General features: G+C 62.6%; 10 protein-coding genes and 2 riboswitches. Of the genes, 4 read left to right on the top strand and 6 right to left on the bottom strand.

What is annotated here, in order from left to right:
• Positions 1 to 425 precede the first annotated feature (425 nt).
• On the top strand, positions 426 to 1,508 hold the full coding sequence (locus PQT43_RS10550) for an ABC transporter substrate-binding protein (RefSeq protein ID WP_272753831.1): 1,083 nt from the start codon (positions 426 to 428) through the stop codon (positions 1,506 to 1,508).
• A gap of 7 nt (positions 1,509 to 1,515) precedes the next feature.
• On the opposite strand, the gene PQT43_RS10555 is transcribed toward PQT43_RS10550, so the two are convergent.
• Complete coding sequence (locus tag PQT43_RS10555) at positions 1,516 to 1,737, bottom strand: DUF2970 domain-containing protein (protein ID WP_102864877.1); 222 nt, start codon at positions 1,735 to 1,737, stop codon at positions 1,516 to 1,518.
• A gap of 101 nt (positions 1,738 to 1,838) precedes the next feature.
• The gene (metH, locus tag PQT43_RS10560) at positions 1,839 to 5,549 is read right to left on the bottom strand and encodes a methionine synthase (protein ID WP_272753833.1); all 3,711 of its coding nucleotides are present in this window, start codon (positions 5,547 to 5,549) and stop codon (positions 1,839 to 1,841) included.
• A gap of 153 nt (positions 5,550 to 5,702) precedes the next feature.
• Here metH and PQT43_RS10565 point away from each other — a divergent pair, with 153 nt between their 5' ends.
• A complete protein-coding gene (locus PQT43_RS10565; RefSeq protein ID WP_272753834.1) occupies positions 5,703 to 7,994 on the top strand; it encodes a fatty acid cis/trans isomerase in 2,292 nt (763 codons plus the stop codon).
• Positions 7,995 to 8,137: 143 nt separating this feature from the next.
• On the top strand, positions 8,138 to 8,722 hold the full coding sequence (gene nfuA, locus PQT43_RS10570) for a Fe-S biogenesis protein NfuA (RefSeq protein WP_102864880.1): 585 nt from the start codon (positions 8,138 to 8,140) through the stop codon (positions 8,720 to 8,722).
• 175 nt (positions 8,723 to 8,897) lie between these two features.
• Here nfuA and cobM read toward each other — a convergent pair whose 3' ends face one another.
• The 4 genes from cobM to PQT43_RS10590 all read right to left on the bottom strand — a co-directional run bounded on the left by cobM (position 8,898) and on the right by PQT43_RS10590 (position 11,037).
• Positions 8,898 to 9,644, bottom strand: a complete 747-nt coding sequence (gene cobM, locus PQT43_RS10575; protein WP_272753836.1) for a precorrin-4 C(11)-methyltransferase — start codon at positions 9,642 to 9,644, stop codon at positions 8,898 to 8,900.
• 81 nt (positions 9,645 to 9,725) lie between these two features.
• Positions 9,726 to 10,139, bottom strand: coding sequence for a cobalamin biosynthesis protein (locus tag PQT43_RS10580; RefSeq protein WP_102881552.1), 414 nt, complete (start codon positions 10,137 to 10,139; stop codon positions 9,726 to 9,728).
• Entirely contained in the window at positions 10,136 to 10,837 is a 702-nt protein-coding gene (locus PQT43_RS10585) for a CbtA family protein (RefSeq protein ID WP_102881551.1), read from the bottom strand. Before PQT43_RS10585 ends, PQT43_RS10580 begins: the two co-directional genes overlap by 4 nt.
• A gap of 11 nt (positions 10,838 to 10,848) precedes the next feature.
• Positions 10,849 to 11,037 carry a CbtB domain-containing protein gene (locus PQT43_RS10590; protein ID WP_060839964.1) on the bottom strand — a complete coding sequence of 63 codons (189 nt, stop codon included), beginning with the start codon at positions 11,035 to 11,037 and terminating at the stop codon, positions 10,849 to 10,851.
• Between the two features lie 97 nt (positions 11,038 to 11,134).
• A riboswitch (cobalamin riboswitch) is annotated at positions 11,135 to 11,361 on the bottom strand.
• Between the two features lie 73 nt (positions 11,362 to 11,434).
• Positions 11,435 to 11,646: riboswitch (cobalamin riboswitch) on the top strand.
• A gap of 98 nt (positions 11,647 to 11,744) precedes the next feature.
• Here PQT43_RS10590 and cobW point away from each other — a divergent pair.
• A complete protein-coding gene (cobW, locus tag PQT43_RS10595; protein WP_103739650.1) occupies positions 11,745 to 12,815 on the top strand; it encodes a cobalamin biosynthesis protein CobW in 1,071 nt (356 codons plus the stop codon).
• Positions 12,816 to 12,817: the final 2 nt, after the last annotated feature.

Below are 12,817 nucleotides of genomic sequence, written 5' to 3' on the forward strand. Positions count from 1 at the left end.
CGGCCGCGCACTCCGGTCGGAGCCGCCGAACGATACCAGTTTGTGGTTATGCGCAAAAGTGATGTTTGAGTATATGCAAAGAACCAAAACGACTAACGGTAGGGGTATATGAGTATCCACATTTGAGGTGGGGACAATCCTGGTCTTAACTGTGGTCGTGTCTTTGAGCAGTCACCGACAAAATCTACTAGAGGCGATGCTATGAGCCATCCAACCAAAGTAAGGAAAAGTGACAGTAGCGTTGATGCTTGGGCCATTCTCTTTCTGATCATACTGGTCGTGGGTACGGCCGTGTTTTGGGTCAGCCACCAGTAGTCGAGCGTAAAAGAAGAGCCCGAATTGTCGGACAATCAGGACAATTTGCCGCCGTTGGCCAGCAATTTGCCAGTTATACTGCCTGGGATAATCCAGGGGCTCTTTTCACAATGTTCAAGGTTCTGTGCAAGTGGGTGATATGTCTGAGTTTGCCGTTCTGGGCGGTGGCTCAAGCAACGTCAGTGGTGTTTCTCAACCCCGGTAATTCAACGGAAACCTTCTGGGTCAGTTATTCGCGGTTCATGCAGGCAGCCGCCCGGGATCTGGGCATGGACCTGCAAATTCTCTATGGCGAACGCAATCCCCAGAACTCTCTCGATCAGGCTCGGGAGCTGTTTCAGCGAGCGCAAAAGCCCGATTACCTGATATTGGTCAACGAACAGTATGTCGCTCCGCAGATCCTGCGCATGTCTCAGGGTTCCGGGGTCAAGCTGTTTATCGTCAACAGCCCACTGACCGAGGATCAGCGGGCGTTGATTCGCCAAAGCCGCAGCAGTTACTCCGATTGGATCGGCAGCATGATGAGCAACGATGAAGAGGCCGGTTATCGGATGCTCAAGGAGTTGTTGCGCCAGCATGGCCCTTTGCCTGCCGGGCAAACAATCGATTTGCTGGCCTTTTCCGGGGTGAAAGTCACACCGGCGGCGCAGTTGCGCGAGCAAGGGCTGCACCGGGCCCTGGCGGAAAATCCTCAGGTGCGTCTGCGCCAGCTCGTGTATGGCGAATGGAACCGGCAGCGGGCGCACGAACAAGCACAACAGCTGCTGCAGCGCTATCCACAGACGCAACTGATCTGGTCGGCTAACGACGAAATGGCTCTGGGGGCCATGCAGGCTGCCCGGGAGTTGGGCCGCAAGCCGGGGCGCGATCTGCTGTTCAGTGGACTCAACAGTTCGCCCGAAGCCTTGCAGGCATTGATCGACGGGGAGTTGTCGGTGCTGATGGCCGGACATTTCACCAGCGGCGGCTGGGCCCTGGTGGCCCTGCATGATGATGCGCTGGGGCTCGATGCCCGACGTCTGGGAGGGCCGGACTGGCATTTGTCGCTGTTCCAGTCATTGACCCGTGACCAGGCCCGGCAACTAATTCGCCTGGGCGATCAGGTCGGTGCCCGGGTCGATTTTCGCGGGCTGTCCGCCCAAGGCAAGCCGGACAGCTACCGCTATCCCTTCAGTTTGCAGCTGCTGCACTGACGCCGTTTCAGACTCCCGCCAGGTGCATCGCCAGGTTGGCGATACCCAGCAGCACCAGCACGAACAGGGTGGTAAAGAGAATGCCCAGCACGATGAAGTGACTGGGTTTGCCGTGACTGAAGTCCCGGGCGCGATTTTTCCCGCTTTGTACGCCGAAGGCGGCCGCCAGCACGCTTTGCAGCATCTGCAGGAAGGTTGGGGGCTGATTGTCGCTGCTTGGATCGTCCATAAATCCCTCGACACGGTTGGGTGTCAACAGAGCATAGACAATGTCGCCTGTGATGGCGGGCTGGTGTAGGAGCCGGCGGGCCGGCTCCTACAGAGTCTGGGTCAGTTGTCGTAGCCCAGGTTCGGCGCCAGCCAGCGTTCGCTTACGGCCAGGTCCTGGCCCTTGCGCTCGGTGTAGCTCTGCACCTGGTCCTTGTCGACCTTGCCCACCGCAAAGTACTGCGCCTGCGGGTGGGCGAAGTACCAGCCGCTGACTGCAGCCGCCGGGAACATGGCGAAGTGTTCGGTGAGGAACACGCCACTGCGGCCGGCGCGGCCTTCGCTGGCCTCGGGGTCGAGCAGGGCGAACAGGGTGCTCTTCTCGGTGTGATCCGGGCAGGCCGGATAACCCGGGGCAGGGCGGATGCCGCTGTACTGCTCCTTGATCAGCGCCTCGTTGTCCAGCTGCTCATCCTGGGCATAGCCCCAGTAGTCTTTACGCACCTGCTGGTGCAGCCACTCGGCGCAGGCTTCGGCCAGGCGATCGGCCAGGGCCTTGACCATGATCGAGTTGTAGTCGTCGCCAGCATCCTGGTAGGCCTTGGCCACTTCCTCGGCGCCGATCCCGGCGGTGGTGATGAAGCCGCCGACATAGTCGGTGATGCCGCTGTCCTTGGGCGCGACGAAGTCCGCCAGGGAAAAGTTCGGTTTGCCGTCAGTCTTGATGATTTGCTGGCGCAGGTGATGCAGGCGCGCCAGGGGCTGGCCGTCGTCGCCGTAGACTTCCAGGTCGTCGTCCTGCACCTGGTTGGCCGGCCAGAAGCCGAATACCGCCCGGGCGCTGATCAGTTTTTCATTGATCAGCTTATCGAGCATCTCCCGGGCGTCCTTATACAGGGCGGTGGCGGCTTCACCGACCACTTCGTCTTCGAGGATGCGCGGGTACTTGCCGGCCAGGTCCCAGGAGATGAAGAACGGCGTCCAGTCGATGTACTCGGCCAGCACCTTGAGGTCGATGTTGTCCAGCACCCGGGCGCCGGTGAAGGTTGGCTTGACCGGCTGGTAGTTGGCCCAGTCGAACTGTGGCTTCTTGGCGATGGCTGCGGCGTAGCTCAGGCGCTCGGTACGGGCGCTGCGGTTGGCGGTACGCTCGCGCACCTCCACGTACTCCTCCCGGGTCTTCTCGACGAAGCCAGTCTTGAGCTCCTTGGACAGCAACTGGGTGGCCACGCCCACGGCGCGGGAGGCGTCGGTGACGTAGACCACCGCGTCATTGCTGTACTTGGGCTCGATCTTCACCGCGGTGTGGGCCTTGGAGGTGGTGGCGCCACCGATCATCAGCGGCAGGTGGAAATCCTGGCGCTGCATCTCGCGGGCGACGTGGACCATCTCGTCCAAGGACGGAGTGATCAGCCCGGACAGACCGATGATGTCGCACTTCTGCTCCTTGGCCACCTGGAGGATCTTCTCCGCCGGCACCATCACCCCGAGGTCGACGATGTCGTAGCCGTTGCAGCCCAGGACCACGCCGACGATGTTCTTGCCGATGTCGTGCACATCGCCTTTTACCGTGGCCATGAGGATCTTGCCCTTGGCCTCCGGCTTGTCGCCTTTCTCCAGTTCGATGAACGGAATCAGGTGGGCTACTGCCTGTTTCATCACTCGGGCGGATTTCACCACCTGGGGCAGGAACATCTTGCCGGCGCCGAACAGGTCGCCGACCACGTTCATGCCGGACATCAGCGGGCCTTCGATCACTTCGATCGGGCGGCTGAAACTCAGGCGCGACTCTTCGGTGTCTTCGACGATATGGCTGGTGATGCCCTTGACCAGGGCGTGCTCCAGGCGCTTGTTGACGTCCCAGTTGCGCCATTCCTCGGTTTCCGCTTCCTTGACGCTGCCATCGCCCTTGAACTGGTCGGCGATGGCCAGCAGCGCGTCGGTGCCGTTTGGCGTGCGGTTGAGCACCACGTCTTCCACGGCATCGCGCAGCTGCTGTGGGATCTGGTCGTAGATCTCCAACTGGCCGGCGTTGACGATGCCCATGGTCAGGCCGTTGCGGATCGCGTACAGCAGGAACACCGAGTGGATCGCCTCACGTACCGGGTTGTTGCCGCGGAACGAGAACGACACGTTGGACACGCCGCCGGAGCTCAGGGCATAGGGCAGTTCGTCGCGGATGTAGGCGCAGGCGTTGATGAAGTCCACCGCGTAGTTGTTGTGCTCCTCGATGCCGGTGGCCACGGCGAAGATGTTCGGGTCGAAGATGATGTCTTCCGGCGGGAAGCCCACTTCATTGACCAGAATGTCGTAGGAGCGCTTGCAGATTTCCTTCTTGCGCGCCTCGGTGTCGGCCTGGCCGACCTCGTCGAAGGCCATCACCACAACGGCGGCGCCGTAGCGCTTGCACAACTTGGCGTGGTGAATGAACTGCTCGACGCCTTCTTTCATGCTGATGGAGTTGACGATGCCCTTGCCCTGGATGCACTTGAGGCCGGCTTCGATCACTTCCCACTTGGAGGAGTCGATCATGATCGGTACGCGGGAGATGTCCGGCTCGCCAGCGATCAGATTGAGGAAGGTGACCATGGCCTTCTTCGAATCCAGCATCCCTTCGTCCATGTTGATGTCGATCACCTGGGCGCCGGCTTCCACCTGCTGCAGGGCGACTTCCAGGGCCTCGGTGTAGTTGTCTTCGCGGATCAGCCGGGCGAACTTGGCCGAACCGGTGATGTTGGTGCGCTCACCAACGTTCACGAACAGCGAGTTGCGATCGATGGTGAAGGGCTCCAGGCCCGACAGGCGGCAGGCCTTGGGAATGTCCGGGATCTGTCGCGGGGCATAACCGGCCACGGCTTTGGCGATGGCGGCAATGTGCCCCGGGGTGGTGCCGCAGCAGCCGCCGACGATATTCAGGAAGCCGCTCTGGGCGAATTCCTCGATGACCTTGGCGGTTTGCTCCGGCAGTTCGTCGTATTCGCCGAATTCGTTGGGCAGGCCGGCGTTGGGGTGCGCCGAGACGTGGGTGCTGGCCTTGTTCGACAGCTCTTCCAGGTACGGACGCAGCTCGCTGGCGCCCAGGGCGCAGTTCAGGCCCACCGAGATCGGCTTGGCGTGGGCCACGGAGTTCCAGAAGGCCTCGGTGGTCTGGCCCGACAGGGTGCGGCCAGAGGCATCGGTGATGGTCCCGGAAATCATGATCGGCAGCTCGACGCCCAACTCTTCGAACACGCCCTGTACGGCGAAGATCGCCGCCTTGGCGTTCAAGGTGTCGAAGATGGTCTCGATCAGGATCAGGTCGGCGCCGCCTTCGATCAGGCCCTTGGTGGACTCGGTGTAGTTCTCCACCAGTTCATCGAAGGTGACGTTGCGGTAGCCGGGGTTGTTGACGTCGGGCGACAGCGAGCAGGTGCGGCTGGTCGGGCCCAGGACGCCGGCGACGAAGCGCGGCTTGTCCGGGTTCTCCTGGGTCTTGGCGTCCGCCACCTTGCGGGCCAGGCGTGCGCCCTCTACGTTTAATTCGTAGGCCAGTTCTTCCATGCCGTAATCGGCCATGGAAATGCGCGTGGCGTTGAAGGTGTTGGTTTCCAGGATGTCGGCGCCGGCATCCAGATAGGCTTTTTCGATGCCACCGATCACGTCCGGACGGGTGATCACCAGCAGGTCGTTGTTGCCCTTGACGTCGCTGGGCCAGTCGGCGAAACGCTTGCCACGGTAGTCCTGTTCTTCGAGCTTGTAGCTCTGGATCATGGTGCCCATGCCGCCATCGAGAATCAGAATGCGCTCTTTGAGGGCTTGCTTGAGAGCGTGGAGGCGAGCACTGCGATCAGACATGAGAACTACCTGGTAGGGCCATAACGAAGGGCGTGGATCATAGCAAACCTGCATGGATTTGCGGCATGTACGGGTTTTACATGAATATCGCTCATGTTGGTCGTGGGGCGAGATCGGTAGAATTGCGGCGTTTTTTCTTTCGGGACCAGGGACATGCCGTTTCGTTTTATCGTCAGCAGCGCGCTGCTGCTTCTCAGTTCAGTGTGCATGGCCCAAGGTCCGGCTCCGGCGATTTCCTACACCCGCGACATCCAGCCGATCTTCACCGAGAAGTGCGTGGCCTGTCATGCCTGCTACGACTCCGCCTGTCAGCTCAACCTGGGCAGCGGCGAAGGGGCCGGTCGCGGTGCCTCGAAGATTCCGGTGTACGACGGCGAGCGGAGTCAGGCGCAGGCGCCTACCCGGCTGTTCTATGACGCCAGCGGCAAGGCGGCCTGGCAGCGCCATGGGTTTTTTTCGGTGCTCGACGCCCAGGGCAGCCAGGCCGCACTGATGGCGCGCATGCTCGAACTCGGTCATCGCACCCCGCTGCAGCCTAATGCCAAGTTGCCCAGCGAGATCGTCCTGGGCCTGAGCCGGGAGAACATGTGCCCGCAGCCGGCGGAGTTCGACGCCTATGCCGGTGCGCACCCGAAAGAGGGCATGCCCCTGGCGGTCACCGGTCTCACCGAGCAGCAATACCAGACCCTGCAACGCTGGTTGGCCTCCGGTGCGCCCATCGACGAGCAGGGCCTGGCCCCCAGTGCCCGGGAAAGCCTGCAAGTGGCCCAGTGGGAGAACCTGCTCAACGCCCCTGGCGCTCGGGAAAGCCTGGTGGCGCGCTGGCTCTACGAACACTGGTTCCTGGCCCATGTCTATTTCGAAGGCGGCGAGCCGGGGCACTTCTTCCAGTGGGTGCGCTCCCGAACCCCCAGCGGCCAGCCCATTGACCTGATCAACACCCGTCGCCCCAACGACGACCCGGGCACCCAGGTGTATTACCGCCTGTGGCCGGTGCAAGGGGTGATCGTGCACAAGACCCACATCACCTACCCGCTGAGCGCGGCGAAGATGGCCCGGGTCAAGACCCTGTTCTACAGCGGCGACTGGCAGGTCAGCGCCTTGCCGGGCTACGGACCAGGGCGCCGGGCCAACCCGTTTGAAACCTTCGAGGCGATTCCGGCCAAGGCCCGCTACCAGTTCATGCTCGATAACGCCGAATACTTCGTGCGCACCTTCATTCGTGGTCCGGTGTGCCGCGGGCAGATCGCCACCGATGTGATCCGCGACAACTTCTGGGCGCTGTTCCAGGCCCCGGAACACGATCTGTACATCACCGATCCGGCCTATCGCGGCCAAGCCACGCCGCTGTTGGCCATGCCCGGGCAGAACGACGATGTCGGCAGCGTGCTCAGCCTGTGGCTGTCCTATCGCGACAAGCGCAACGAGTACGAAGCCCTGCGCCGCGACTTCTATGCCGATTCTCCGGCCCCCAGCTGGTCGACCCTGTGGGCCGGCAACGACAACGCGCTGCTGAGCATCTTCCGCCACTTCGACAGTGCTTCGGTGAGCAAGGGCCTGATCGGCGAGGTGCCGCAGACGATGTGGCTGTTCGATTACCCGCTGCTGGAGCGCACTTATTATCAGCTGGCGGTGAATTTTGACGTGTTCGGCAACGTCTCCCACCAGGCCCAGACCCGGTTGTACTTCGACCTGATCCGCAACGGTGCCGAGCAGAACTTCCTGCGCCTGATGCCCGCTGGCACCCGTGAGGATTTCCTTGACGATTGGTACCAGAACAGCGGCAAGTTCAAGATGTGGCTGGATTACGAGTCCATCGACGACGACAAGCGCAGCGCCCTGAAACTGGACCCCAAGGACCCTAAGAAAGACTTCGCCCATCAGTTGCTGGCTCGCTATGGCGAGCTCAACGCCAAACCGGACCCGATCAATCGCTGTGACAGTGCCTATTGCTCGCGGCCCAATATCGACCCGGCGTTGCAGGATGCCGATCAGGCCCTGAGCCGCCTGGCGTCGCGTCCGGCGGCGGGACTCAAGGTCATCGAACAGTTGCCGGAAGCCACCTTGCTGCGGGTCCAGGCCCCGAGCGGCAAGCGCGAGTTCTACAGCATGCTGCGCAATCGCGCCCACAGTAACGTGGCCTTCATGCTGGGCGAGTCGCTACGCTACCAGCCGGGTCTGGACACCCTGACCATTTTTCCGGGCATTCTCAGCAGTTATCCGAACTTCATGTTCAACGTTCCCACCGAGCAGGTGCCGGCATTTGTCCAGGCCATGCAAGCGGCCAGGGACGCCGCCGGCTTCGAGAAGATCGTCGATCGCTGGGGGATTCGTCGCAGTCATCCGCAGTTCTGGCAGTACTTCCACGATCAGACCCGTTATCTGCAGGAAGTCGACCCGGTCGAGGCCGGAGTCATGGACATGAACCGTTACGAAAACCTCTGATACAGGGCCGCTATCTGTCCTCGGGGCGCCCGCTGGCGGGCCCCGGGGAAGCCCTATACCAAGGTCTATCCCGACAAAAATACTAGGACTTTGTCAGCGGCGTCGATTGGCGTAAACTGCGCCCACGTCTGCGAGGAACCACCATGAGCGCCATAACCATTACCGACGCCGCCCACGATTATCTGGCTGATCTGCTATCCAAGCAGAACACCCCGGGGATTGGCATCCGCATCTTCATTACCCAGCCAGGGACTCAGTACGCCGAGACCTGCATCGCCTATTGCAAGCCGGGCGAAGAGAAACCCGAAGACAAGGCCCTTGGCCTGAAGAGCTTCACCGCCTACATCGACGCCTTCAGCGAAGGTTTCCTCGATGACGCGGTTGTCGACTACGCCACCGACCGCATGGGCGGCCAGCTGACCATCAAGGCGCCCAACGCCAAGGTGCCGATGGTCAATGCCGACAGTCCGGTCAACGAACGCATCAACTACTACCTGCAAACCGAGATCAACCCGGGGCTGGCCAGCCACGGCGGTCAGGTCAGCCTGATCGACGTCGTTGACGACGGCATCGCCGTGCTGCAATTCGGTGGCGGTTGCCAGGGTTGCGGCCAGGCCGACGTGACCTTGAAGGAAGGTATCGAGCGCACCCTGCTCGAGCGCATCCCCGAGCTCAAGGGCGTGCGCGACGTCACCGACCACACGCAGAAAGAAAACGCCTACTACTAAGGCGTTCGCTGCGAACAAAAAACGGCGCCCCGTGAGCGCCGTTTTTTATGCCCGCAAACCAGCTCCCCGCAAAAAAGCCTCCGTAGGAGCCGGCTTGCCGGCGAATGGGTCCTCAAGCCTTGCACGATGCCAAGACCGCCTTCGCTGGCAAGCCAGCCCCTACATAGGGTGTGTGTCAGGGGCGATAGAGGTGCGCGTGCCCGGCGCGGTACAGCGATGATTCGCTGAATGCGTCCGTGGCCAGCACCCGGCCCACCAGGATCAGCGCCGTGCGCCGGAAGCCCTTGGCCGCGACTTTATCGGCAATGTCCGCCAGGGTGCCCAGGACCCAGTCCTGATCCGGCCAGGTGGCCCGGTGTACCACGGCAATCGGGCAGTCGGCGCCGTAGTGCGGCAGCAGCTCTGTGACTATCTTCTCCAGGTGGTTGACCCCCAGGTGAATCGCCATGGTGGCGCCGTGGGCCGCGAGGCTAGCGAATTCTTCGCCGGCCGGCATGGCGGTCTTGTCCGCATAGCGGGTCAGGATCACGCTTTGGGACACATCCGGCAGGGTCAATTCGGCTCCCAGCAGGGCGGCACAGGCGGCGGTGGCGGTGACGCCAGGGATGATCTCGAAGGGAATACCCAGCTCCCGCAGGCAGCGAATCTGCTCGCCAATGGCGCCATACAGGCTCGGATCACCGGAATGTACCCGGGCTACATCCTGACCCTGGTCGTGCGCGTGCTTGATCGCCTCGATGATCTGTTCCAGATGCAGCTCGGCGCTGTTGATCACTCGTATCGCGCTGTGGCTTTCGAGGACAGCCTCGGGCACCAGGGAGCCGGCGTAGATGATCACCGGGCAGCGATGGATCAGGCGCTGGCCCTTGACCGTGATCAGTTCCGGATCGCCGGGACCGGCACCGATGAAATAGACAGTCATGGCTGTGTCCTGTGAAAAAGGGGCTGGAGCCAGCTTCAAATGAAGATTGCTCATGATCAAGGCGGCGGATTATCGAGGATTTTACCGGCAAGCGGCCATTGCCAGGGTGGCCTGGGCAAATTTCTGACGAGGGATCAGCAGTTTGGCCGGGCCGGGATGCAGCTGTTCAGCCATGGCCAGGGCGGCACTTTCGGCAACGCCGTAGCAGCCGGTGCGTTCAAAGGCGATCTGTGAACGGTGGCTCAGGCGCAAAGCATAAGGCGCCAACTGCGTGCTGCTGAAACAGGTCAGCGGCAATGCCAGTTGTTCGGCCAACTCCAGCAGTCCGGGCTCAGCCCGTTTCAGGTCGATGCTCGCCAGGGCGAAAACCTGCTGCGTATCGATGCGATGGGCTTCCAGCACCTGATCCAGCAGCGCGCGCAGCGTGGTCGCCGGGCAGCCTTTCTGGCAGCCCAGGCCGACCACCAGGGTCGACGCTGCGCGCACCTCGATCATGCCGAGTACGGATCCGTGTTCTTGCGCCGGAACAGCCAGGCGCTGATCAGCCCGAGGGCCAGCCAGAAGGCGGCGTTGGTCAACTGTGAAGCGATTTTGAACTGGGTCTCCAGTGCTTGCGGGGCCAGCATCGAATGCACTTCCGGTTGTGGTGCGCCGATCACGTGAGGCACGGCGATGATGGCGGCGCCCAGCAGTTTCAGCAGCCAGTTGCCTGCGAACACGATCAGGGCAAGGCCCACGGCGGTGGAAGCGGCAGCGCCGATCCACCAGACCTGGCGCTGCACCAGATCGGCGGCAGCGGTGCCCGGCAACTCCGGCGGCAGGCCCAGGGTCGGCGCCAGGCAGAAAGTCGCATAACCGGCCAGGCCCCAGAGCAGGCCCTGGGAAGTGCGGCTGGGCGCCCGCAGGGTATAGAGCCCAGCCAGCATCAGGGCGAAGCCGACGGCCACCACCAGGTTGCCACCGGTGGTGGACAGCACCCGCTGCCAGCCATCTTCCGGTTCCCAGGCTTCGGCGTCGTGGCTGTGGCCGGCCATGGCGCCTGCGGCGTGTTCATGAGCCTCCACGGCCGGGGCCTGTTCATAGGTTTCCGCCTGCAGAATCAGCGGGGCCACCCAGAAGCTCTGCAGCAGGGTCAGCAGCAAGGCCGCCAGCAACCCGCTGAAGCCTGCGGTTTGTGCAATACGCTTGATCATGTCGGCAGGTCTCAGTGGCAAGGGAAAGCAGCGCTGTGACGAGTGTCGTGGGCGGCGTTGTGCACCGCTTCGATATGGGAGAAACCGGCGAAGTACACCAGGCAGGCGCCCAGCAGCGAAGCGCCGATGGCGGCCACCAGGCGCTGGCTCAGGGTGGAGGTGCTGCTGGCGGAGTGGCTGGTGCTGCTGATGATCGACATGGCGCTTCCCTTTGGAGTGTCGGCGGGGGAGGAGCGCAGGAAAACCCCGCGTGAGGAGCACGCAGGGTTTGCAACAGCGCCCGCCCACCGCGGGTTTGTTATGTGTGTGTTGCGGGCCGGTCTCCGGGCTTGCGAGGGGCAGGGCATGTGTCATGCCGTGCCGACAAGTGTCGCCTTCCCATGCCTTGGCACAGTGGATCTGACACTTCGCTCGCTTACCGTTGCGGGGGCAGCACCGGACTGGTCACGACTTTTTAGTAAAGCACGTGATTCACCGGTTTCCCGTTTCACCCTGTGAAGGGCACCCGTAACAAGGCGCGTAGCAAATCATGGGCGGGGTAACGTCGTCAATTGCGGATGCCGGTGTATTGCCGATTGACCGTCCCCCGCGCTCTGCGTAGCCTTGCGCCTTCGAGGTTCTTCGGCCAGCGGTCGAAGCTAAGAAGGGAACGCGGTCGATGCCGCGGCTGCCCCCGCAACTGTGAAGGGTTTCATTTCTGCAAGGCCACTGCATTGGCGTTCGTAACGCCTGCGGGAAGGCGCAGAAACCGCCAGTCCAATGACTGGCAAGCCCCCAGCCAGGAGACCTGCCTCGATCCCAGATTCTCACTACAACCGGGCGGGGTGATCCGGTGGCGAAATCTCCGCGCGCCTCTGCGCTGCGGCTCTCGTCCCATATGCCCGCCACCTTTGCCAAGGGGCATCCGATGAAAACACTGGCCAAACTTCCCGTCACCATCGTCACCGGCTTCCTTGGCTCGGGTAAGACCACCTTGCTCCGGCACATGCTGGACAACGCCCAGGGCCGGCGCATCGCGGTGATCGTCAACGAGTTCGGCGAGCTGGGCATCGATGGCGAGATCCTCAAGCAATGCTCTATCGGCTGCACCGAGGAAGAGGCCAGCGGCCGGGTCTACGAGCTGGCCAACGGCTGCCTGTGCTGCACCGTGCAGGAAGAGTTCTTCCCGGTGATGCGCGAACTGGTGGCGCGCCGTGGCGACCTGGACCACATCCTTATCGAAACCTCCGGCCTGGCCTTGCCCAAGCCCCTGGTCCAGGCCTTCCAGTGGCCGGAAATCCGCAGCGCCTGCACCGTCGACGCGGTGATCACCGTGGTCGACAGCCCGGCCGTGGCCGCTGGCACCTTTGCCGCGTTCCCCGAGCAAGTGGACGCCCAGCGCAAGCTCGACCCCAACCTGGACCACGAATCGCCGCTGCACGAGCTGTTCGCCGACCAGCTGTCCAGCGCCGACCTGGTGATCCTCAACAAGACCGACCTGATCAACCCCGAAGACCTGGCCAAGGTGCGCCTGGAAGTGGCCGAAGAGCTGCCGCCGGCGGTCAAGGTCATCGAAGCCAGCAGCGGCCGCCTGCCCCTGGACGTATTGCTGGGCCTGGGTGCCGGCTCCGAGGAACACATCGACGGTCGCCACAGCCACCACGATCACCACCACGACGGTGACGACGACCACGACGATCACGATCACGACGCCTTCGACTCCATCTCCATCGAACTGCCCCAGGCCGACGAAAGCCTGCTGCTGGACGCCCTGACCCAGCTGGTGGTCAAGCACGGCATCCTGCGGGTCAAGGGCTTTGCCGCGATCCCCAACAAGCCGATGCGTTTGCTGATCCAGGGCGTGGGCACGCGCTTTGACAAGCACTTCGACCGCAAGTGGGGCGCTGACGAAGCCCGGACCACGCGCCTGGTACTGATCGGCCAGGAACTGGACGCCGCCCAACTCGAAGCGCAACTGCGCGCCGCCCTCAGCGTGTAAGC

Origin of the sequence: Pseudomonas sp. BLCC-B112 (assembly GCF_028550695.1) — a bacterium.
GTDB classification, from domain to species: Bacteria; Pseudomonadota; Gammaproteobacteria; order Pseudomonadales; family Pseudomonadaceae; genus Aquipseudomonas; species Aquipseudomonas danubii.